The following is a 24272-nucleotide window of genomic DNA, read 5'->3' as shown; positions in this document are numbered from 1 at the left end:
GAGAAATGGAATTGCTTAACAAGTTCTTCTCTTATTATAGCGTATATACATACCCCCGCGTCGAATCGGAAAAGGCAAAAAAACATCCGCTCTCTTCGAATGAAGAAAACGGATGCCTGTAAATTACTTTAAGGTATTATTTTTAAGGATATCGTTTTTCTTTTGCAGCAGCTTAGCCTTGTATAAGATGTTGTTCTCGATAAGGTAGGCAGGTGCTCCCGTTCCCGCATATAAAGTTGCGATGCCGATCGCAGCCAAATTTGTTTTAATCGTATTTCCCCTAATCACAGCTTTGAGAACATCATGCGGATCTTTTCGTTTCCAATAATCATTAATTCGAATAATTTCTGTTTTATCAGAGGTTAGTTTTTCCGCCGTAATCGTATTCTTCTCCAAAAGCAAGTTTTTGGCCGATTGTACGCTGATCGCTTGCGAGTTGCCTAACAGCTCGAACTTCGAATTTTTGATGGTCAAATCGAGCTTAGGATGTTCAGCGATCAAGAATGCGCCAAGGGACGCCGGTGATTGGAAAGAGCAGCCGTCGAACACATATTTGCCTGCTAATGACATCGTAATTGAGCCAAATCTACCGGTTCCTGCAGCTCCCTCAAACACACAATTATTGTACGTACCAGGCGGCAGCGCTAAGCCGTAATCGTTATTAAAGCCAGTTACCTTCAAGTTATCGAATGTAGATCCCTCGGCTATCCCCCCCGTAACGACCCTAAGCTTGCCCTCGCCATTAATCGTAATATTTTTTAAATGAATCGGTTTTCCCCAAAGAGATAAACCTGAATCACTTTTTTTATTGTTATTTATAACGACGTTAGATACACTCACCCCAAATGCATCTTTCGCGCTAATTAAAAACATGGAATCCGTAAATGTCATGCCGTCTATTTTGATATTAGGTCCAGTAAACGACGTATAGGAGTCATTCATCTTATTATCGATAAATGTTGCGTCATGACCTGCGGCAATTCGTGAACCATCAAAGTGATTACCTTTAATGGTGGCCCCTTTAAAAGGATCAGAAATAGCTAACCCGATAGCTCCTTTTGACGCAAGATGATTGTCTTCTACGATTGCGTCTCTCCCATCATAAAGGATGACATCATAGGAAGCATTATCATGAAATTTATTGCTCTTGATTGTAATGTTGCTGTTGCGGTGCCCGTTCTCGCCAAATCCGCCCTCCACGTCTATTCCCGATTGCGGCATCGTCCCCTTTATATGATGAAGAACATTGTTCTCAATGAGTACTTGATCAGCACCGCCAACCGTAATTCCTTGCCTTCGGTTATAAGCAAATTCAGAATTTTTCACTACAACATTAGTCGAAACTCTCTTGTTCCAAAATTCCACATATGCACCCTTTTTAGTTGCTTGTTCGAATACGAGATGAAACTGCGTAGCTCCTTCAGGAATATCCATCATTTCGCGTACCTTCACATTTGCCAGCTTCTTAATAAAAGCTCCGTTCGCTTTATAAAAGAAGATGTCAAATTTATTCGGCAACTTTATCGCATTAGATAGTTCAAATTGTTTTTCAGTCTTAAAAATAGCGTTTGAAAAATTAAGCGGCAGCTTCGTTCGGATTTTTTTTGCATTCGCTATATTTTTTCCTTTATCATCGAATGCTCCTAATACGAAATGATCTTCATATAAATCCTTTGCCATGGTGCCATGTCCACCGAGCAAGAGACCGTCTCCCGTAAAATTAATCGCTTTGACGCCGTCAATTGTAATGTCAGTTGCCCCTTGCGTGATAATGCCATAACCAGCTTCATGTGTCCCAGAACTGTGCTTATTGTCTTTCTTGGAATAGTTATGTGTTTCCCTATCTCCGATATAGGTTCCACCTCTAAGCGTAACGTTATGAACGCCATTACCCAAATACATGAGATGGTACAACTCTTTATCGTTCGTTTCCTTCTGAAGCACCGCATCCATTGGGAGATCAAACACCATATTGCTGACCATATTAATCCGGTTTGCTTTATCGATTAAATAAGTTCCCGGCGGAAGCGACGTCGTTGTTTTCCCATTTTTAACTGCCCATTGCAGCGCGTTATTAATGCCCTTTGCTGTCTCAACAGGATGCGTACCATCGTTATAAATGCCAAATTTAGAAAGCTCAATCAAATAATAGCCTTTTGATTCCGAAGCTTCAGCTGAAGCCTGATTAGGCTGCAGCAATAGCTGAAATCCTAGTATTAGTGACATAACTATCTTAAATATATTCACTTTAAACCTCCTATTTGCGGTTCAATTCATCTCATTGCAACAAAAAAATGCTCCTCCTTTCAACTTCTTAAATATACCACTATCAAGATTCTTTATAAAGAACATAATCCTTATTTTGGTTCGTTTAGTGAAAAAAAGGACTTCGTTCCTATGCATTTAGATGCAAAAAAAAAAAGCGAAACAAAAGAGCAGCTCGCTCTTTTATTTCGCTTCTTTTGGATTTAGGCTGCCGGCAAACGCAGCAGCTTATCTGCTACTACGGCTGCCATTTCTCTCGTTACTAACGCTTTCGGATTAAAGCTGCCGTTAGAGCCCTGCATCAAGCCATTCGCATATACGGCATTGACGTATGTTCTAGCACTTTCATGAATGGTATTCGCATCTTTGAAAGGGAGCGACTCCGTGCTGCCCTTAAGCTTGAAAGCTTTGGCAATCATGATCGCCATTTCCTGCCTTGTGACAGCCTGATTTGGCTTAAATGAATCGGCTGTGATTCCTTGAATGATACCGATCTCCTTGGCGCGCATAATAGCTCCGTAATACCATGCGCCCGGCTGGACATCCTTGAATACTTTTGCTGCGTCACCAGCAGGTGCTTCCTCCAACAGGTTAATGAGCAGGGTTGCAAACTCTGCTCTTGTCATCTGCTTCTTCGGATCAAAGCGAAGCTCCGTACCGCTTACTCCTACCATCACTTTGGCTTCGAACACGCTATAAACCGCATCATAAGCCCATATCGATATAAGGTTATTATCTGCAAATTGCAGCTTCCCGCCAGACAAGTTTGTATCCGCAGAAATGTTGAACAAGGTTGGTTTCTGCTTGCTATAACGATCGTAAGCGGCTAGCGCCATCATCGCCTGCTCCGTCGCCATATCATTAGAAGGTTGACCAAGTGCGTGAGCAAAACCTCCATCTGCCTGCTGAAAACGGAGTAAGCTAGTCAGTAGACTCCCATTCTTTTTCATAAAGCTTGTATCGTGCGGACTAACGCCTATAGCTGTCACAGCAATAATCACTTGAGCGACGCTCTCGCTGTTATCGTCACCGAAGGCATTAAAGCCCCCGTTTACTTGCTGCTCGGAAGACAGCCATTTTACGGCTTTATCGATTGCGCTCTTCACATTTGCTTGTTCTTGGTATGGAGCGAGTGCGCTTATTGCCATTGCGGTTATATCCAAATTATCCTCGGATTTTTCCGAAAGCGGGAATGCACCGCTGGCGTTTTGCTGACTGAGCAGCCAGTCTATCAGCTTCTCACGCGTCCATACCGCACTAGCAGGTACCTTATAGCTGCCGCTATCCAAAGCAATCAATGCAAAAATCACGCCATTCGTGCCTTGATTCGTCATTCTCGAATGATTGTAGATGCTTTGAATGAGATTGTAGCCTGCGAAGGAGGTTGCATCTTCACCTGCCGCTCTAATCGCAATAGCCATTCGTTCAAGGTCGGTTACTTTGCGGAATTCGCCTTTGTTCTCTTTTAAATAAGAAGTCAATTGACTCAAATAGCTTGCTGGCACCACATAACCAGACCGATATAAGGCAATCGCTTCCCAATCGCTAATGGTGCCGCTGCTTAAGATTTGTTTCGCAGCTGCTGTAATTTCGTTCTCTACCGCCATCGTTTCTGCCGCTGCCGCGCGCTGCATAGGCAACAGAGCCGCACTGATGCAAGAAAGCATTAATGCGTATATAACCAACAATAATAACGATTTAAGTGATACGGATTTTTTGTTCATCCCGAATCTACACTCTCCTTTCAAGAAAATAGCTGTCCCGCAGCTATTGCAATAGCCTACGAGACAGCTTAGTAAATTATGATTTCAATTCATGAAGTCGGATGATCGTAACAGCTGCCATCTCACGTGTAACTAGAGCTTGTGGATTAAACTTGCCGTTATCTCCTGTCATCAGACCTTTTTGGTAAGCTACGTTTACATAAGGAACAGCCCATGCTGCAACAGCGTCACGATCCTTAATTGCTGCTTGTGGAGCATTCGCATCAGCTAGACCTTTAAGTCTAACTAAAACGGCAGCCATTTCTTGTCTTGTAATTGGTTGGTTCGGTGCAAAAGAAGTCTCGGTTACACCTGACATCAATCCTTTTTCTTTGGCTGCTTTAACATACCCATAATACCACGCTTGACTGCTAACATCCTTAAATCCAGAATCCTCCATAATCGGGTCAACTCCGGAATACTTGACCATTAGCGCTGCAAATTCAGCACGCGTCAAATTACGCTTAGGCTCGAATGTTGCATTACTCGTGTTTGTGCCTTGCATGAAGCCTAGAGCAGTTGCTTTATTTACTGCTTCCAAAGCCCAGCTTGAAATTTTAGATTCATCTGAGTATTTCGGAGCTGTTGGTGGTTCTGGATTTTCGCCCGGCACTTGACCGCCTGATTCACCAGGCTCTGATGGCGCACCAAGATCTTTTCCAAGATCCTTCGTATATTGCCAGCGAACAACATCACCATTTTTCAGTGAATAAGCGCCTGCACTAACCTTAGGGAAAACGCCGTTAACCGAATACATCCAGCCACTTTCCTTGCCTTTATCGAATTCAGCAAGACCGCCAATCGATTTCACATAAATGCTTGAACCTGTTCCTGAGAAATCAATAGCTACACCTTTATCTTCAAGTGTACGTTTCAGTGCACTAAAAGCAGTATCTCCATCTTGTATAGTTACCGTAAGTGGTGCAACGAAATCTCCTTCGTTTAACGAACGTTTCTCAACGGATAGTGTAATCTTCTGGACAATTGGAGCAGTACCACCACCGCCGCCAGTTACAGCAGCAGTTTTGTAAGCAAGAAATTGTGTGAAATGTTTCGTTTGAATAACTAAGTCGTTATTTTTTTTGTAAGCATAAACCTCATCCGTACGAACGGATGAATCTGCATATTTCTTAATTGGCGTGAATACACCTGCTTGATCAATGAAACCGGCTTCCTTGTCGCCTTGACCCTTCAGCGTGATCGATACATGCTGATTAAATTGAATTTTTGCAGAACCGCCAACTTGAATGCGAACGGCTATGGATTCTACTTTCTTGCTGTCAGCTGATAGTACTGCATCCAGCTTGGAAGCCAGACCGCTTTCATCGATGCTTAGATTTTTGGGGAGCACTAGCGCTTTATCCCATGTCGTTGTTGTCACCACTGTAGCAGCTGGGATTTCAAGTACTGTGGTACCGCGTGTCGCTGTTACTTTTGGCAATGCTGTTGTTTCAAACGTAAGGGTTACATTGTTCGTTACTTGTCCCCCGCTTGCTGCGCCAACTACAACCTCTTTCTCGTTCTTGTTGATGGCAAAGCTTTGATCCGTTGTATCACCAACAACCCGTGGTACGGCAATTGAGATTAGATCTTCACTATCTTGTCCGCCAACAAAAGCAGCCCCAAGCGCTTTAATCGTAATCGCGCCGCCAGTTGCAGTTCCTGTTAACGAAATCGTTATTTTATTTCCATCTTGCGTAAAGGTATTAACTTGAAGACCTGTATTTCCTGGATCAATTGACCAATTTTTGATATCCGTCGCTTGACTAGTGAACTCATCGCCAACTAGTTTAACTTCAATCGATGGATCTACAGCACCATTAGCAATTTTCGACCCCGAAGAAATAGCTGGCCATCTGCTGTAATAAAAACGAACCTCATCGTTTTCTTTAAGCTCGTATTCACCTGCGCCAACCATTGGAGCAATGCCATTCACTTGATACATCCAACCATCATAGCCGCCGAATGTACCCGCTGCTTCTCCGTTTATGGCAGAAACATATTGTCCGTAGCTGCTGTCTTCAATTTTATAGCTAATTTTAGGATCTGCTTGATTGAGTGCTTGTTTTAGTACATCTAATGCAGTGACTGGCTTAACCGTGTTTTTCACCGTTACCGCTTGTTTGCTATAAATCGAGCCGGATCGGCCATCTACCTGCAGTTTAGCGGTTACTGGAACCCGCAGTGTAATCGTAGTACTGTCTTTTTTACCAACTAAAGCTGTAGCCAATGCTTGGATTGTCACTGCTTTTTCTGTAGCTTTGCCTGACAAATTAAGTTTGATCTTCTGATCGCTTTCTTTCACGATCGACTGAATCGTTAGTCCTGATTCCTCAGTGTTAATTTTCCAATTGTCCGTCACTGCCGCGTTGCTGTTGAACTCATCTCCAACAAGCTTTACGTCGACAGAAGGATTTGATGCGCCGTTCACAAGCGTTGTTCCAGTTGTAATATCTGCATAACGGCTATAGAAGAAACGAACCTCGTCGTTAGCTTTAAGCTTGTAAGAGCCTGCACCTACGTTCGGAGCTATGCCGTTGACAGTATACACCCAACCATCCCAGCCGCCAAAGGTGCCTGCATCTTGTCCTGCAACCCCTTTAATATAAGGGCCGTAGCTGCTGTCTACAATATTGTACGAAATTGCTGGTGATGCATTATCCAAAGCAGTCTTAAACGCATCCAACACTGTTGGCTTTTTAATTTGAGTGAAGTTTACCGGTTGTTTGGCATAAACAGAATCCGTAACGCCATCAACACTCATATTAACAGAAATAGGTTGTTTAATTTCCTCTAAACGATGCCATACCGTTTTCTGATATTTAATATCAAGCAGAGCAATAAGCACCTGCTCAGTCGCCATCGAATTAGCTCCGCCATTTAAAAGGTATTTAAATGATCCATCCTGAAGCTGGAACAACGAGAAGGAATCAAGTACCGTTTTATCATTTGCTTTCCAAACATCAGACAAAGCATCTTCACCAGCAGCCGTCATGCCGGTCACTACAGCGGCTATACTGTTCGAGTTAGTGCTGAACATAACATCTTCTTGGTTTAACTTTATCGTTTGTAAAAACGCTTTGACTCTTAAGATAGCTTCTTGTACAGCGCTGTCGTTCTGGTAGTTTCCAAGTGCAAGCAGTCCCATCCCTGACATATCTGGATCAGACTTCGTGCCGAAGTAAGCAAAGCCCCCATCAGCCAGTTGCTTGCTTAGCAAAAAATCTACTGCTTTTTTCTTAGCAGCTGCATCCCATTTTCCAACGTTGCTCCCTAGCTTTTCCCCAGTATCAAGTGCAAGCATTGCCCACATATGTTTGTTTGTTGAACCAATTGCTCCAGTGGCAGCATCTTGCTGCGATGCCAGCTCGGCATACAGATTGCGATCTGTTTCCCACGCATGAGCAGGATCTTCGCCCATAGCAAGCAATCCGAATATGTAACGGATATGCTCAGTTCCTCCATTATCCGGTTTTAGTACCGGATTTGTAGGCTCCTGAGTCTCCCAGCTTGGCAACTGCCAGTTGCCGTCGTTCAAATTCACGCCTGCGCCCCAAAGCGCTACGATTTCCCACCATGATGTTAGCGGTTTTTTCTTATTTTTATAATATTCAACCGTCTTATCAATCATCTCATTCAATGACGAATTCGCAGAATGATCTGCCGCTTTACCTACTTGTGGTGCAAATAAAGTAAACACCAATACAAAACTTAAAATGGCAGGCAAACTCTTTTTCATAAATCTTTTTAAATTAAGCAATGTTTTCTCTCCCTTTAATCATTTTTGGCAACAAAAAAAACATCTTTCCGTTTGTGGAAAGATGTTTGGGCTGACACGTGCGCAAGAAAGCATAGGAATCCACCTATTGCAAAAGCACGAATAAACATCTCCCTCCCATCCTCGTGAGAAATATAGAGCGCTCCTATGGCAGGTCTCCTGGCTTCGCTTCATTGCAAAGACGAACTCCTTCCCGTCATGATAAGACAGTGGACAAAATGATCGTCTGCTCAGCGATACAGTGGCGGGACCGCGTCGGACTTTGACCGAACTTCCCTATTAAGCTGCTTGTGAATGATAGATTCACGGCAACACCATATTAGCTATTCTATGAAATTGTAAGTGCTTGATTTGTGAATTGTATCAAATTTGAAAGGATTAGACAAAGGTTCTGACCGTTTTTTTTCAATTTATACAAATACATAAACGATTACATTCTACTAAACTTCAAATTACTCAATTTTAAATCTCTTAATCGACCGCTGAAGCTCCTCTGAAAGCTCATTTACAGACGAAGCAAGCTGCAGCATCTCCGCAGCAAGCTGATTTTGACGGTCGGTATCCACTGCTGATTGCGCAGCATGGGTTGAAGTTTCCTTCGCTACCTGCGCCATCGATTCCACTGACACACTCACTTGCTCGCTGCCTGCTGCCATCTCCTCTGTTGAAGCCGATACATCTTCGATTTGTGAGGCAACAAGGCGGGATTCATTCCATATCGTATCGAAAGACGTCTTCAGCTCCTGAACGATCAGTAAGCCTTGCTCCATTTCTTGCTCTCCTGTATTTACTGCACCAACAGCATCAGCTGTCAATGTGAGCACCTCATTAATCGTCTCTGCTATATGGCCAGCATGAGAGGAAGCTTGCTCCGCCAGCTTTCGCACCTCACTCGAAACAACCGCAAATCCACGGCCATACTCTCCTGCATGAGAAGCTTCAATTGCAGCGTTCAATGCCAGCAAATTGGTTTGGTTAGCAATGGAAGCAATGGTTCCTGCCATCTCTTGTATTTCGGATGAGCGCTCATTAAGCTGGCCGATCACTCGTGATATTGAAGCCGTTGCTGCGCCAAGCCGTTCCATTTGACCAACCGCGTTATCTGCCTTTTCATTACCTTGCTCCGCTGCAAGCAGCATATCGCCCGATGCTTCCGACATTTGGCTTGAGGAGTAAGCAATTCTGCCAACGCTTGTTGCCATATCCTCCATAGACCTTGCTACCTCAACCGCGCCATCCGCTTGATTTTCCGCGCCGGTTGCCATCTCATGAACAGAGGAAGCTAGCTGGGATGAGAGCTCTCTGCTCTGATGTGAGCCTACGCCTAATCGACCTGCAAAATCCGATACGGATGCTGCATTGTTCCGAATCGTCCGCATCAAGTCTTGCATATGGGCAATAAAATGATTGATTTCTTCTCCTAAACGAGCAATCTCGTCATTTCCTTTATTTTCTATACGATAAGTAAGATCCGCTTCGCTAGAATTAAGATTAATCGCAGCATGAACAATTTTGCGAAGCTTTCGTCCTACCATAAATTGTGATAGAAGAAACAAAATAATCAATACAACAGCCATCAGGCCGCCAAATTGCATGACAACCATCGTTCTTTCTGAAGCTATGAGCGCATCTGCCTTTTCTTTGGACAATGCAACACGTACGCCGCCCCAATGCTTGCCATCTATAATTAACGGATAGGAAATATCCCATGTTTCTACCGTTTCCCCGTCTATAAGTCGATTATACTTTTGCAGGAGGACATCGTCCGTCTTAGTGTTCATAGCGGCATTGTAGCCGGTTTTATCGTTAAAAATCCGATTGGCCCGATAGTTTTGACTATATATATCTTCGTCTCCCCAAGCATCTTTTGAATCTTCTCCCATAGGGCTGTAAATGCTATTATGCGTTGGGATATAACCTGCAAAATTCGGATTTTCTGAATAAGCACCCGCAATGGCGAAAATGACATTTTCCTCGGTCAGAAAACTATCCATAATGCCTTGCCAACGGTAATCCGTATAGCGGTCATAGGCACTATCATATTTCAGCTCATACTGAGACAGCGGAATGGACTCTCCATTGTACAACATCGATTCTTTCCCCGCATAGGTTGAGTCCTTCAGCCTTTTTTCAGCCACTTTCTCACTTTCAGGATTTACAGTCAATGTATCGTTGAAAAAATCCTCTTTAAGCTTGTTGCCATCCCATTTCGTTCCATCTTCCAGGACAACACCTGTTTTAAAATCCTGCTCCGTTACCTTCTCAAGTGTGTGAGCTAGAGACAAAGCCATCGTACGGCCCTTATCCAGAAGCTGCTCCTCGACAGCTACACGTGTAGAATTCCACTCATACATGAGAATGACACTAACGATTATGATTAATGCCGCGGCCATGACAAGCATAAATTTATTCGTCAACGAGCGTAATCCCATCTTCATTTTCCATATCCCCCCATTGTTATTTTATCTATATTAAACCAGTTTAACTAAAATGTTATGTAAATTAAATCAATTAGAATGAAAATTCTCAAATAATACATATTTATATTACAATTATTAATTACTTTATAGGAGTATGTTTCCGAAATACTATTCCTTAATAAGACAAAAAATCACCCTATTGCCGCTTGTTAAGCGACATAGGGTGACTTCGAGTACAGCTTACTAGAGTTACGATCCAATTATTTCAACGATTCACGAACCTCTAGCGTCCGTTTATTCCATTTTTCCGTTTCAGGAATCAGTCTATTAATATCTGCTCCATCAAAAATAATTTCATTCAAAATATTGTTCCAGTTGTATTCGGACCAAGCAGGAACCGTTACACCCGGCTGTATTTTAGCATTTTCTTTTGCTATTTTAACTGCTTCCTTGTTTTTGCCTTCCCACATTGGCGTTTCATCATAATAAGCTGTCAATTCAGGATCAATGACTGAAGCATTCGCGCCTTGGTCAATTTTCCACTTCTGTGCTTCTTTTGAGAATTGGAAGCTAATCCATAGGAACGCTTCTTCTTTATGTTTTGAGCCGCTAAGCAACGAAAGTGGACCATAAATACTATAACCTGGTTGGCTTACTTTTCCTCTTGGGAAAGGCAAAACATCCCATTCGAATTTTGCATCCTTTTTGAGACCTGGCAGCACCCAATCCCCGCCGATCGCGAAGCCTGTTTTACCGTTAATAAATTCTCTAGTAACATCGCCTTGTTCTGCAGCCTTAGCATTGCTCTGCATGGAGCCGTCTTTCCATACGAAATCTGATAACCATCTAACATCGTTCATAACATCAGGCGTATTTAGCAAGCTTTGCGTCAAATCCTCATTTAAGTAATGAATGTTTGCTGCATGTCCGTCAGCAATCGCTTTGGTGCTAAGTACGCGCATTTGGAATTCAGGCTGTGTCGTTAAGCCATACTCCCCTGCTTCTGGATCGGTAATTTTCTTAGCAACATCGCGGAAGTCATCGTAAGTCCAATCATTCGCTGGCATCTCGACGCCATGCTTGGCAAGCAAATCTTTATTTACGAGTATCCACATCGGCACGTCAACGAATGGAACAGCAAGTTTTTTATCTTTATATATCATCGTATCGAAAAATCCTTCAGGAAGCTGAACGTCTTGGAAAGTCATATCCTTGTCGATATAAGGTGTCAAGTCTTCGACTAAACCAGCTTGGTCAAAAGAGATCAAATCACTATCGATCCAAGTTAGATCGGCAGGTGTTCCTGCAGCTTCCAACGTAGCGATGATCTCCATAATTGGTTTGCCGTTTACTGGAACCTGTTCAATCGTGATCCATGGATATTTTTCATTAAACATTTTATATAATTCCGTGTATGAATCCGACCATGAAATTAGCTTAATTGTAACAGGTTCATGCTTTTCTTCTGGGGCAGGTTTGTTTGCGTCATCGGCAGGTGGATCAGTCGCCTCCGCCGTATTGGTAGGCGTGTTTGAAGCTCCATTTTTGCCTCCATTGCTGGAGCAAGCCGAGAGAACGACTGAGAATAGCAATACGATACACAACATCCATGTCAAAGCGCTTTTGTTTTTCATTGTTTAACCTCCTAAAAGTTTTGTGAAGCAAAACTAGCATCGTAAGCATTCGCTTAGTTTTGTGAAGCAAAACTAGCATCGTAAGCATTCGCTTAGTTTTGTGAAGCAAAACTAGCTTCGTAAGCCTTCCCCTCGATTTTTGCTGTTCAGCACGCTTTATAACGTAGAAACCGTTCCAGCAGCTGTTTGCCGAAACATCACCCCCCTAAAGAGCTGCTGCACCTAAGCACATTTAAAGAACTACTCCACAATTCCCGTTCTCTCAATACCGCTCACGAACCAGCGCTGGAGAAACATGAACACGATGATCGGCGGTAAAATAATGAGAAAGGCCGCAGCCATCTTGGTACTTTCCGTAATCGGATTAACAATGGTCCGCGTATTTCCGAGCAAGGACGGGTTCAGCACATCCTCCAGCATATCAAGGCGGATCGACAACGGCGTGAAGCCTTTTGTAAGAAACATCGATGGCTCGTAGTACATGTTCCAATACCAGATAAACGAGAAGAGAAATACGACTAAGCACGCTGACCGGGCAAGGGGCAGCATAATTCCGAAAAACAACCTCGCTGTAGAAGCTCCGTCCAGCTTCGCGGCCTCCTCCAAACTTGGCGGCTGCGCTTTGAAAAACTGGCGGAATATGAGAATAAACAAAGCTCCCTTAAGCCCCTGCCCGAAAATAGCCGGAATGAGAAAGACAAAAATCGAATTCAACAAACCCAGTTTGCTGAAAATAACGTAAAGCGGAATGATGATAACCTGCGGCGGAATCAAAAAAGTCAATATGATCAGCGCCGTAAACAGCCCTTTAAACGGTAATTCCAGCCTAGCCAGCGCATAGCCGGTCATTGCGCAAATAATGACCTGTACGAGCGAACATGTCACCGATATAAGGGCAGTGTTTCTAAGGGCTTCCGGATATTGCAGACCTTTCAGCGCCTTCGTCACATTTTCCCAAGTAATCTCTCGCGGAATCCACTTAACGGTCGGATCAAGTAGATCACTCATGTTCTTGAACATCGTGCTAACCATGTAGAGTATCGGCTGTAAATAGAGATAAGCGACAATGGAAAGAAGCAGATAAATGATGAGCTTCGCCAGCAAACCGTCAGACAAACTTCGTCCAAGCACCAACATTTTCGTTTTCTGGGCTTTGCGGCCCCAAAGCACTCCCCTAACGCTGCGGCTAACCTTCTCGAACTCCGTTTTCATCGCAGTAATCATGAATGCACCTTCCTTGTCTTGAGGCTCCGGTTAAACAGCCATAATACGAGGGCGATCAACGCGAAGATGAGTCCAAAATAAATCCAAGCGAGCGCGCTGGCGTAGCCGTAACCGGTATCGACCTTAAACATATTGTCTTTGATGTGCTTCAGCACGGGATTAAGCGGGAATGTGAACAGGTCGATAATCGTATAGAGCACATTCAAGCTGATGAATGGCACGCAGGCTGGCAGCGTAATTTTCCAGAAGCTATCCCAAGGCGATGCGCCATCGATCCGCACAGCCTCGTATATCGTTGGTGAAATCGTCTGGAAACCCGCAATAAAGATAAGAATCTGCACGCCTGAATACCATAAAATAAGAATCGCTTTGCCTAAAACCGCCATCACCGTCTCAGCAAATTGTTTGCCTACGTATTCCTCTACGATCGGCAGCAAATTGTACTGTTCCAGGAATGGAATATCTCCTGCTCCCTGCAGGAACAGCTCTGAGAGCACTTGCCCCGTCGCAAAAATAACCGGAAGGAAAAACAACGCGCGGAAAATGAACCGTCCAGGAAATTTCTGATTCAGCATTAATGAAATCAACAGGGCGAAAATGACGATGATCGGAACCATTAGCAGCATTTCTTGGAAATAAGTGATCAGCTCAATTGGGAAAACGTTATCCTTCAAAAATGCATCCCGGAAATTGCGTAATCCGACCCATTCATATTTAAATCCTCCGACCGCTACTTGCACCTTGTTAAAGGACATAAATAACGACCAGCTAATCGGGATAATCACGAACATCGCAAATCCGATAATCCATGGGAGCATGAACAGCAATCCCATTCCGTAGCGCTTCCAGAGATAAAGGCGCGCTGCACGTACTCTAGCTTTTGCTTGCATTATGCGCCCTCCCCTTTTTCCACAACGAAAGTCTTGCTGCTGTAATCGACGATTACCCGTGTGCCATCCTCATAAACCGTAACGAACCGATTTTCAGACAGTTTTTCGTGATTTTTAATCGTTTGAGCATACAAACCGGATAGTGAGTCAAATGCCTCATATTCCTTTAAAATGCGGTCTGTCCACTTGTCGTATTGACTGCTGAATAAGAAGCCGGCGGACGTATACTTAAGCTTGCGCGAGTCCTCGTGCGTGAGGAAGAACGAAGGAACAGCCCCGTATTCAATCGCTTTCAAAAACTCAGTTTCCACGTCATTGCGAAGATTTCCGTCTCCAAACGAGTACGATACATAACCATGCAGCGCAATCGGGTAAAAAGGAACGGTCTCGTCAACCATGAAGTCATAGCTCGATTCATGTGGCAGACCAGCAATATAATCGCTTTGACCCGCCGCATAGTCATTCCCCCGGTATACGCCAGCCATGCCAAGCGTCTTCTGCGTGTAATCGAGTAAGCCTTCATAAACGGCAATCGTATCCGAGCGCGTTTCAATACCTGACGGATCGTAGTCGTGGAACACCATTTCACCCATCCAGTTGTACAAAATTCCGGATACGCCGATCTCCTTCAACTTCTCAATCGTTTGATAGGCCATAGCTACGGTCCGTGCTGGTTTGCTAATAAACCATCCCTCATCGACAAATACCGTTTCATCAATGCCGCGAATACCGTTCGACTTGCCCGATAAATCGGAATGATCCGAGTCGATCCAGACAAAGTCGTCCTCGAATAATACGTAAATGCCATGCTTAGTCATATTGGAAACAAAATCCTTGGCAGCAGCTTCGCCGCCTAACGACTCCTCAATCGGGAAACGGTCGTAGAGATCATAGTCTCCTTGATTTTGCCAGCCGTAATAGATGACCTTCAGATTAGCGATCCCCTTCTCCAGCAGACCATTTACGATATTTGTCGCCTGCGGGAAGGTCGTGGCCGTAATATATTTGATTTTGCTAAAAGCTTCCGTGTAGTTTCCTCCCATAATTTTTAGATACAGGGGAGTGTGTTCAACAGGCTTTAAGGGCTCCTGCAGCTTGCCGGATTCCTTCATATAATCGCGATAAGCCTTCGCCATACCTACATAACCTGCGTCATCACCGTTTAGAAAGCGATATTCCACCTCTCTATCCGTATCCAATCGCTGCTTTTGAACCGCTTTGAGCGGTGCGGCAAGCCGGCTCATTCTATACAAATATTCCTCGCGATAAATCTGATTGGAAAAAACGTTATACAGGTTAGATTTAAGACCTGGCGGCATTGCAGCAATATTCGCTGAATCTCCGCCATCCGTGAGCACAGCCATAAATGCATTGCTGCCTCGCTTCATGCCAAACACGGGGTATGCAATATTCTCCCGTCTTTCACCTGAGCGGGTCCAATTTCCCGAATTTGTGAGTTCAAGACCGTATACCTGGTGGATATATCCTCTGGAGACGCCTGCCCGCTCACTGTCAAAACGAATCAAGCCGCCTGGTCCATCCGGTACGAATATATAACCATCCTCCTGAGAAGAAGCAGCGCCAAAGTAAGGAAGCAGGTCTACGGTAAAGACGGCATATTCCCCATCCTCCTTGATTCCCTCCGTTGGAATGCGTACCTTGAGCCCTTTTGGCGTGAGCTCGTATTGAATGGTAAAGCCCAGTTGTTTTTCAGGAAAAACATACGACACCTGAAGCCCATCCGCTGTTCTGATCAGCGTTGTTTCGACCTTTGGATCGTTTGCATTCAGCACTTCCCTGATCGTCTGATCCTTCCCTTGTGTCCTGACATAGGTCAGAACAAAAGGCGATTTCAAGTTGGCGAGCAGCACACCTTTTACGGTTTCGGTGCTTAGCTGAGCATCAGTCGGATTGCTGCTCCATCTGTAACTGGTACGTTTATCGACCAATGCAATCTGTGTGCTTGCAGGATGAATATAGAGGGCAAAGTCCTCGCTTGTCAGCGCCTCGGCGAAACCATCGGCTCCAGCTTGCGGTTTCCATGCCTCACCTTCATAAAGTGGAGCCTTGCTCGCTGCTTGCTCCTTAATTCCCGTATAAGCAAGAGCTTGTGCTGGCGAGAGCTCATCTCCTTGCAGGAGAACAGCCAAAATAATAATAAGTAACGCGCAAAATGCGATTGCTGCAAGCTTTACTCGAAGGGAAGTACGCTTGATGAACTCAACCATAGAAGGTTACCTCCTTGTAAAGCTGATAGAAGAAATCGTATAAATTGTAGGACAATCCGAAAACAAGGAAAGCAAACAGCCAAATCGTTCCGATAGTAAATATCGTAATCGCGATATTTTTGAGCGTCTCAAGGAAATCGAAATTATGAATGACCTGGGTCATAACGATCAGCATGACTCCCATCCATAGGAACATAACCGTGTTCAATGAATCCACAATAACTCGCTCATCCAGCGTTACGATATTGGACAACAATAATGTAGGAATGGAGAAGAACAGATAAGGCGCAAGCGCATAGGTGCTGCCTTGAATGACCTCCCTGAATTTCCCTTCCCCATCCTTCACGCTGCACACGAGATAATTGGCAATGATCCATGTTACCCAAGGAACCACGAACAAGCCCAGGCTTCCGAATAAATTGATTTGCGACAGCTCCACGGGATGGAACAAAAATCCGGTGTAATAAATCGTTATTATTTTCACTACAACAACAGATACCAAGATTAGAATAATAATCCAAGGAGCAACTCTAGCTTCCTTCAGCTTGTAGAAACCATGGTAAGGATGAAGCATTACATACCATAGGTTGCGCAAATCACCGAGCGGGCGCTGCCAAGATTCAGGCAGCGGACGCCGCTCAAGCTGCTTCTTAAGCAGCAGGCGGCCGTATCTGAGCAAGAGAAGAAACGCTGCCAGACCTGCAACGAGCCAAATAAAATGCTGCTGTAGAAACTCTAGTCGGATTTGCCAGAACGCTTTGGAGTAGCCCTTCGTATCAAACGCTGTTTTTAAGAAGGACAAAGCATCCTCGTTGTTATTCTCATGCAAGTAAACCTTGCCAAGTCCTTGAAACGTTCCGTTGTACATATCATTGCGTGCATAAACGCGATCCCAATAAGGCTTGCTCTGCTCATATTTACCTTCCAAGTAGAGAGCAAGCGCATTCATAACGTCGCTTCCGAATTCCGTGCGAACAAATTTGTGAATGGTTCCCGTCCGGCTGTCAGAAATCCAGACACCAAATTTGGAATCTACGCCAATGCTTGTCGGAAACCCAAGAACACCGTATTGCTGAGTTGCGTTATCGATGAACCCGAAAGCAAACAATGCTTCGCCATTTTGGTCATAAATATTAATGTTCGCCGATTCCATATCGATGTTGTATAAGAAGCCTTTCGGATCACTTGCTACGTCAACGATGCCATGACCGTTTACCAGCGTTTTATTTTTGAACGCATCAACGCCTCCGGCATTTAGCTTACGAATAGCACCCTGACCGAATCCAGCTGCTGTTGCTGTAAAGATAAAGCCGTCTTGGTCGATCGCAACGTTCGTAATGGGACGCGGCAGACTGGCCAGCTCCTTCGATAACTGCTCTTTGTTGAGAACGAGCTTCTTCAGCCAGTTAAGCACCGTTTGCTGCGCTTTATTGGCGCCAAAGAACCCCATGAACTCCCCATCATCATTCATTCGAAGCAAGCCTTGATAGGAGGAATTCAAGCTGACGTACATGACGCCGCGTCGATCAACGACAAGCTTCACGGGAACAAAATGCTCCTGCTCCAGAAAAGTGGATGCGGGCTTCTTGTATTCTCGGTCGAACGTACCGTCAGCACGGAAGACAGCAATTCGCTGATTGCCTGAATCTGCTACATAAACGACCCCTTCTGGCGTAACGAATAAGCCCTCTGGAGCGCTGAGCATGCCGGCTCCCTCTTCTTCGCCAATCGTCTGCAGCAGCCCCCCGTCGTTATCGAGCACAATAACTCGGTTTGCTCCTTTGTCCGCTACATACACCTTATCGTCTGCTCCCACCTGCAAGTCGATCGGCTCAACGAAGCGAACGCCCTTCGTTTCTGCCGGCGAATAAACCGGCTGAATACGCAGCCAAGTCGATTGATTGCTGTCATAATAGGCAGTTCGATAGGGAAGCTCCGCGTGTATCGCTTCTGGTGCGACAAGCATGGAGGTCGCCGCAAGAAGCAGGAATATTAGAAATCTCTTCATCGTCACGACTTCCTTTGCTGGTTTGAATTACTTAATTCCGGAATGAACCATCGTCTCCAGCACTCTTCGCTGGAAGAGCAAAAAGATAATAAGGTTTGGCACAAACATGAGCAAGCCGGCAGCGGCGGCCATGTTCTGCCCTGATACGCTGTTCTGTAGTCCGCTAAGCAGACTATTGACATAGAAGGCTAACGTTCTCATCGTCTCTTCTTGCATGAACAGAGTCGATGTTTCTACATCCCCCCACACGCCTTGGAATGTGAAGATGGATATTGTCGCAATAGCAGGGACGGAGAGCGGAAGCACCATTTTGGTAAAAATGCCGAAGTGGCTGGCCCCGTCAATCTTGGCTGCCTCCAGCAGTTCTCCCGGAATTTGCGAAATAAAGCCCACCAGCATGAATACGGCGATCGGAGAAGCTAATGCCGGCAGGATATGTCCGAAATACGTATTGTTGATGCCGATTCCGCTGATGATCAAGTACCTTGGAATGCCCACCGTCTCCGGTGCGAACATCAACGATAAAGTAATAAGAGACAAGATCAGCTGCTTAAAATGAAACTGGTATTTCGCAAGCACATAACCAGCCATTGTGCTGACGATGATGACCGTAAATAACGTAAGTCCCGCTACAATTAAGCTGTTGAACAAGTAACGGGTAAATGGCACCGTCGCGTTTGATGCATGCAGAATAAGCGATTCGAAATTGCGCAGCGTTGGATTTTGCACTAGAAATCGCGGCGGAAATAGAAAGAGCTCATTTTGCGGCTTGAAGGCATGGTTTAAGATAAATACGATCGGCAGCGACATGAATGCGGCCAGCGCGGTAAAAACAGTGACAAGGATGATCTGAAACGGCGTCACTCTGCGAAGTTTTCGAATCATGGTTTTATAGCTCCTCCTTTGATCCGAACAGCCGATAGGCAAATCTCATTGCAAAATAACTGATGATCAGCAGCATGACTGAGACCGACGATGCATAACCGAGCTCGAATCGGATAAAAGCGTAATCGTCAATATGATTAATAATTAAATGACCTGAATAGGAAGGGGTGATCGCCATTCCCGTCAATTGGGTGGATATGCCTCCCGCCTTCAGCGTTCCCACGATTGACATGACCGCGCTGAACAGCATTTGCGGCTTCATCGACGGAATCGTAATGTAGAAAACCTCCTGCAAGCGGCTGGAAATCCCGTCAATGCGGCCAGCCTCGTACAGCTCCCGGTTTACCGTCTGAAGACCAGCCAACATTGCGAGAAAACCAACGCTGAAGCTGACCCAGAGCGATACGATGATCATAATATTGAGCAAATATTTGGGGTCTTGCAGCCAGATCACTGGACTATCGATCCAGCCCATCTTAAGCAGAAAATTGTTAAAATAACCGACGCGGTCACCGCTGAACGTTGCAATCCAAACGACGGATAACGCGACGCCGCCAGCCATAGACGGCGCATAAAACGCGAGCGTGTAGTAATCGCGAATGCGAATTGGCAGCTGATGAATGAGCCAAGCGAACAGGAAAGCTAAAATATAACCTCCCGGCCCGACGATTAACGCGAACAAAAACGTATTCGGAATCGCTTTGGTCAGAAAAATAATGTCCTGTGTGAACAAGCTGATGTAATTCCTTACCCCGATAAAATGAAGCGATCCGAAGCCGTCATAGGACGTAAATCCAAGTGTCGCTGCCATAACAACCGGAATAACGATAAACAACAGGAAGCAAATGAGGAACGGCGCGAGAAACAGATAACAAAAAGCATCACGTCTCATTTCCCGCCAAAACCGGCTCCATTTGATGCGCAAAGCGGATTTTTGCTTCGGCTTAGCTATGCTGGGAGAAAGCTGCGTATTCATTTCTGCTGTTCCTCCCATTCGTAAGGTTGTTTAATTTGCGGTATGTGCAGATCCTCGTTAGCTGATATGCCAAAGTCATTTTGTCTGCGGTTCATTTCCCGCTGCAAGGAAAGCTGAGCAGCTTCAAGCGACTCCTGCGCAGGTATGCCCTCAAGAACCGTGCGATTCCATGCGAACTCCATTTCTCTCGTCAAGAAATAATAACCTGGTACGTAAGGCATGTTCTTCGCCCAGCGCGCTTGCTCCTGAAGAGCCTTCAGGTCGTCGCTCGGCCATGTGAGTGACTTCATCGCATTGACATTCGCCGTATTCCATCTGAACTCGATGCCATAAAAGGACTCGACGTCTTTGGCGTATTGCGATTGCACCTCTTCCGAAGTCCACCATTCTAGAAACTTCCAAGCATCATCTTTTCTTTCACTTTTCTTCATGATCATTGCTGCCGATATGCCCTGCGGCGACCATCTTGCTACCTCGCCGTTCTCTTGCTTCATGCCCGGAAGCGGTGCGATTTTCCAGTGACCCGTTATTTCCGGAGCGGCAACGAGCAGCTGTACGTAAGTGTTGAAATCTGCTACGCCAATTGGAATGTCTCCATCGCGGAAATGCTGGAAGAAAGCTGGAATATCAATTGGCAGATTATATTTCTTATACAGCTCTGTCCAGCGTTTGAATGCTTGCTGGCCTGCATCGCTCGAGAGCGCACCCTTCAAACCATCGGGCGAGTACACTTCTGCACCATTTTGGAAAAAGAGTGTAGAGAAGTCGCTTTTCGGATAATTCATGGTCATTCCGTTTTCCTGCAGCGTCGGCAGTATATCGAACACATCATCCCAAGTATCCGGAACCTTCAGATTCAAGCCTTCCAAAATATCGGTTCGGTAGAACATCATCTGGAAGTTTTGCACCTCTGGCAATCCGTAAATTTCCCCGTCATAGCTAAGGGAACGGCTGACTCCTGGAATAAACCGATCAAGCACTTCCTTGAAGCCCGGAAAATCAGACAGCTTCTCGGCTGCATCCCTCATCGCAAAGTCGGCTGGTGTAGACTCCCCTACGCCAAGTGCAATATCCGGCACATCCCCAGCTGCGTTTCCGAGTATGAGCATGTTCGGGTTGGTCATCAGATTGATATTCACTTCAATTCCCGTCCTTGGTGTGAAATCATTATCGACCATCTCGCGCAGCAGCTCTACGTAATCCCGTCCGCGCTGCACCCAAATGGTCAGCGCTTCCTTTTTGTTATGCTTGCGCGTGTCATAATCCAAATAGAAGGAGCGACCGAAATCAGCAATCGAGTAGGGTACTCTAGATAGCGTAGTTGGCACTTTAAAATTCGTAGCTGTTCCTGGCTCGCGAACCACGATGTAGTCCATGAGCAAAGGCTGCTGAGTCAGCGTTGCCATCCACGTTCCGATATTGTTTTGAATGGTTGAGAAATCATTGATTTTGTTCGGTATTTCGTTCACGTCCGCCAGCATTTTCTCGAGTATTGCTACGGAACCTTTGATTGCTTCAGATAAATCAGAATCCTTTTCATTGAGACCATTGATATAATTCCGAATATCCGTTAACTGGGCAACGAAGCCCGTCATCTTCTGCTCCACATCAGGATCAAGCTTCTTCATATCCCAAGTTCTCGTTGAATCGATGTTGGCGTCAAAAGCGGATTTGCTGTAGTTGCCTGTAAGCAATCGTATATGTCGGTCAAATATCGCAAGCTGATCCAGCGTTTCCTTCAAAGCCAGATAAACAGGCTGAACGAGTGAGGAGTCAGCGGTCATGCGCAGGACATGTGCTCCTTTCTCCAAATAAAAGAGAAAAGGTTTCCCTTCTGCATCTGCAAGCGTCCCAATGTCGAATTCCTTCTTGGTCGGAATACCGTAATGCAGCAGCTCCTGAAATGGCGTTTTCCCATCAATTGAAATGGTGCGGTATGCCTCAAAGCCGTTTCGATAGTTTTGAAATGTTTTGAGGTCGATTTCATACCAGCCGGCCTCCGGCACTGTAAGTTCCCACTCCACCCACTCGCCGGGCAATCGCCAGCGCTGTCCGCCTAAGACGTTATAAGTAATTCTCCCTTTTGGATCAGGCGATATATAAGGCTCCGACCAAAAATCAGTCTGAATAGCGAGGCTTGATTTCCGCTGAAACTGTTCCGCTTCAATCATGCTGAACCAGCTCTGCTGCTCCTCTACTGGCGGAAACAAGCTTTGGTAATATTCGTAAGTTGGAATAGCTTCCTTTGGCTTAAAAGCAATTTCTCGGAGCGCGACTGACTCCCTCACCCCAACTATTCGCAGCGTGTGCTGACCTTGCTCCAAGCGGTAGAGCACCGGCTCGGACGAAGCTGAGAAGATGGCTGCCGCTTTTTCGCTCCAGCCTACAAGCTCGGTTTGCGGAGGACGAATTTGTTGTCCGATCTCGTTGCGATCATATGGAAATTTGGAGTCTTTCCAAAGTCGCTCCAGCTCAATACGCTCCGACTCTGCAAACGGATAACGACCGTCAATTTGAACGCCGCGGACGACGGAGGCGTTGCCCCCTTCAAGAGGCTTGTAATCAAAATGAAGCTCATACCAGCCGCCCTCCGGCACGTCGAACGTCCATTCCACCCAGCCCTTTTCATTTTCCCAGTACAGGGCATCTTCACCTTGCTCCTTGTCAATCTTCAAAACCGATTCTTCAGCAGCAGCTTGATACACGGTTGGTGAGATCACAATGGGCAGCAAGCTCTCGACTGTTTTGGCGGCCTCCGGATATTGGAACATCAGCTTGGCGTAAGGCAGCTCCTCTGTTTTGCTCTTGTAGGAGAGCAACTGCTCCGTGCTCACCGAGGTTGCGTGAAGGACTGGTTCACTAGCCGTAATCCACCGGATGACTCCGAACACCAGCGCCAGTACCAGAATGAGACGAAGAGCGATGCCCAGCATCCTCATCCTCATCATCTGTCCTCTCCTCCAGCTGCCAAGGATACGCCCGTTTCCGCATCAAAGAAATGAACCTTGCTCATGTTGAAACCGACGACAAGCTTCTCCTCCTTGAGGTAAACGATCTCTGGCTCCGTTCTGCCAATAAGTGTTTTCTCCCCTACCTTCACATACACGTACGAATCGGCTCCCGTCACTTCCGTCATCTCAACTACGCAGCGAAAAAATTCATCCTCCGCTTCATTAGCTTCTTCCCGCTTCAGCCATACATGCTCTGGGCGAACGCCCATCACACAGTTGCGGAGTGATCCGCTCTTTACGGCAAAATGCTCATAATGACGTTCTGGAACGAGCAGCTTTATCCGCTTATTGAGGAAATAATAACAACCGTCCTCCAAGACCAAGCTGCCCTCCATAAAATTCATTTGGGGCGAGCCGATAAATCCTGCGACAAACAAATTCGTCGGTTCATCATACAGCTGGCGCGGCGGGGCAACCTGCTGAATAACGCCATCCTTCATAACAACAATCCGAGTCCCCATCGTCATGGCTTCCACTTGATCATGCGTGACATATACCATCGTCCGCTTGAGGTCGCTTTGGAGCTTAATGATCTCAGCCCTTGTTTGAGCCCGCAGCTTGGCATCAAGATTGGACAGCGGTTCGTCCATTAGAAATACTTGCGGCTCCCTTGCAATCGCTCGGCCAAGAGCAACCCGCTGCTTCTGACCGCCTGACAGCTGGCTTGGCTTGCGCTCCAGCAAATGCGATATTTCCAAAATTTTCGCCACGCGATTTACCCTTAGCTCGATATCGTGCTTTGCCGTCTTGCGAAGCTTTAGTCCTAGCGCGATATTTTCGTAAACGGTTAGATTCGGGTATAGGGCGTAGTTCTGAAATACCATCGCAATATCTCGATCCTTTGGCGAGACATAATTTACGAATTTCTCATCGATGTACAGGTCTCCTTCGGTGATTTCCTCTAGGCCAGCCAGCATTCTGAGCGTTGTTGATTTGCCGCAGCCAGAAGGACCGACGAGCACCAGGAATTCCCCCTCCTCAATGGAAAGGTGGAAATCGTTGACCGCCGGACGCGACTCCCCTTTGTAGTGCTTATATACATGGCTAAACGTAATGCTTCCCACCCTTGCTCACCTCTCATGACGTATTGTCTTCCTCTTGCTACCATTAATGTTAACGCATACATTCGTCAGCAAATATGAGGTGATATTTTCTTTTGCAGTCAAAAATTAGCCTCTATTAGCTAAAAA

At 45.6% G+C, this 24272-nt stretch carries 13 protein-coding genes and 1 riboswitch; all 13 genes read right to left on the bottom strand.

The window, feature by feature from the left end:
- Positions 1 to 123 precede the first annotated feature (123 nt).
- Entirely contained in the window at positions 124 to 2247 is a 2124-nt protein-coding gene (locus AC787_RS23415) for a right-handed parallel beta-helix repeat-containing protein (protein ID WP_054027392.1), read from the bottom strand.
- Positions 2248 to 2468: 221 nt separating this feature from the next.
- Positions 2469 to 3989, bottom strand: coding sequence for an S-layer homology domain-containing protein (locus tag AC787_RS23410; protein WP_054027391.1), 1521 nt, complete (start codon positions 3987 to 3989; stop codon positions 2469 to 2471).
- Between the two features lie 76 nt (positions 3990 to 4065).
- Positions 4066 to 7788: a DUF4430 domain-containing protein gene (locus tag AC787_RS23405; RefSeq protein ID WP_054027390.1), complete on the bottom strand. Its 3723-nt coding sequence runs from the start codon at positions 7786 to 7788 to the stop codon at positions 4066 to 4068.
- A 149-nt stretch (positions 7789 to 7937) separates the two neighbouring features.
- Positions 7938 to 8140, bottom strand: a riboswitch (cobalamin riboswitch).
- A gap of 118 nt (positions 8141 to 8258) precedes the next feature.
- A complete protein-coding gene (locus AC787_RS35430) occupies positions 8259 to 9341 on the bottom strand; it encodes a methyl-accepting chemotaxis protein (protein WP_414731001.1) in 1083 nt (360 codons plus the stop codon).
- A gap of 1145 nt (positions 9342 to 10486) precedes the next feature.
- Entirely contained in the window at positions 10487 to 11860 is a 1374-nt protein-coding gene (locus AC787_RS23395) for an ABC transporter substrate-binding protein (protein ID WP_054027388.1), read from the bottom strand.
- A 240-nt stretch (positions 11861 to 12100) separates the two neighbouring features.
- Positions 12101 to 13084 carry a carbohydrate ABC transporter permease gene (locus AC787_RS23390; protein WP_054027387.1) on the bottom strand — a complete coding sequence of 328 codons (984 nt, stop codon included), beginning with the start codon at positions 13082 to 13084 and terminating at the stop codon, positions 12101 to 12103.
- Positions 13081 to 13974 (bottom strand): carbohydrate ABC transporter permease, encoded by an 894-nt coding sequence (locus AC787_RS23385; RefSeq protein ID WP_054027386.1) that lies wholly within the window; start codon positions 13972 to 13974, stop codon positions 13081 to 13083. The genes AC787_RS23390 and AC787_RS23385 overlap by 4 nt, the downstream gene beginning before the upstream one ends.
- Positions 13974 to 16202, bottom strand: a complete 2229-nt coding sequence (locus AC787_RS23380; protein ID WP_054027385.1) for a DUF5696 domain-containing protein — start codon at positions 16200 to 16202, stop codon at positions 13974 to 13976. Before AC787_RS23380 ends, AC787_RS23385 begins: the two co-directional genes overlap by 1 nt.
- Positions 16195 to 18210, bottom strand: coding sequence for a YIP1 family protein (locus tag AC787_RS23375; protein WP_054027384.1), 2016 nt, complete (start codon positions 18208 to 18210; stop codon positions 16195 to 16197). Before AC787_RS23375 ends, AC787_RS23380 begins: the two co-directional genes overlap by 8 nt.
- Positions 18211 to 18237: 27 nt before the next feature.
- On the bottom strand, positions 18238 to 19095 hold the full coding sequence (locus AC787_RS23370; protein ID WP_054027383.1) for a carbohydrate ABC transporter permease: 858 nt from the start codon (positions 19093 to 19095) through the stop codon (positions 18238 to 18240).
- 4 nt (positions 19096 to 19099) lie between these two features.
- Positions 19100 to 20071 carry a carbohydrate ABC transporter permease gene (locus tag AC787_RS23365; RefSeq protein WP_054027382.1) on the bottom strand — a complete coding sequence of 324 codons (972 nt, stop codon included), beginning with the start codon at positions 20069 to 20071 and terminating at the stop codon, positions 19100 to 19102.
- Positions 20068 to 23019 (bottom strand): extracellular solute-binding protein, encoded by a 2952-nt coding sequence (locus AC787_RS23360; protein ID WP_054027381.1) that lies wholly within the window; start codon positions 23017 to 23019, stop codon positions 20068 to 20070. The genes AC787_RS23365 and AC787_RS23360 overlap by 4 nt, the downstream gene beginning before the upstream one ends.
- A complete protein-coding gene (locus AC787_RS23355; protein ID WP_054027380.1) occupies positions 23016 to 24146 on the bottom strand; it encodes an ABC transporter ATP-binding protein in 1131 nt (376 codons plus the stop codon). Before AC787_RS23355 ends, AC787_RS23360 begins: the two co-directional genes overlap by 4 nt.
- Between the last annotated feature and the right edge of the window lie 126 nt (positions 24147 to 24272).

The organism is Bacillus sp. FJAT-28004, from assembly GCF_001280845.1.
Taxonomy (GTDB): domain Bacteria; phylum Bacillota; class Bacilli; order Paenibacillales; family Paenibacillaceae; genus Pristimantibacillus.
The sequence above is the reverse complement of the archived record's forward strand: the minus strand, read 5'-3'. Positions and strand labels throughout refer to the sequence as shown.

Excerpts from the sequence above, each read along its gene's own strand:
- AC787_RS23410 (WP_054027391.1), bottom strand. The coding sequence starts at position 3,989 with ATGAACAAAAAATCCGTATCACTTAAATCGTTATTATTGTTGGTTATA.
- AC787_RS35430 (WP_414731001.1), bottom strand. The coding sequence starts at position 9,341 with ATGGTAGGACGAAAGCTTCGCAAAATTGTTCATGCTGCGATTAATCTT.
- AC787_RS23395 (WP_054027388.1), bottom strand. The coding sequence starts at position 11,860 with ATGAAAAACAAAAGCGCTTTGACATGGATGTTGTGTATCGTATTGCTA.
- AC787_RS23390 (WP_054027387.1), bottom strand. The coding sequence starts at position 13,084 with ATGATTACTGCGATGAAAACGGAGTTCGAGAAGGTTAGCCGCAGCGTT.
- AC787_RS23385 (WP_054027386.1), bottom strand. The coding sequence starts at position 13,974 with ATGCAAGCAAAAGCTAGAGTACGTGCAGCGCGCCTTTATCTCTGGAAG.
- AC787_RS23380 (WP_054027385.1), bottom strand. The coding sequence starts at position 16,202 with ATGGTTGAGTTCATCAAGCGTACTTCCCTTCGAGTAAAGCTTGCAGCA.
- AC787_RS23375 (WP_054027384.1), bottom strand. The coding sequence starts at position 18,210 with ATGAAGAGATTTCTAATATTCCTGCTTCTTGCGGCGACCTCCATGCTT.
- AC787_RS23370 (WP_054027383.1), bottom strand. The coding sequence starts at position 19,095 with ATGATTCGAAAACTTCGCAGAGTGACGCCGTTTCAGATCATCCTTGTC.
- AC787_RS23365 (WP_054027382.1), bottom strand. The coding sequence starts at position 20,071 with ATGAATACGCAGCTTTCTCCCAGCATAGCTAAGCCGAAGCAAAAATCC.
- AC787_RS23360 (WP_054027381.1), bottom strand. The coding sequence starts at position 23,019 with ATGATGAGGATGAGGATGCTGGGCATCGCTCTTCGTCTCATTCTGGTA.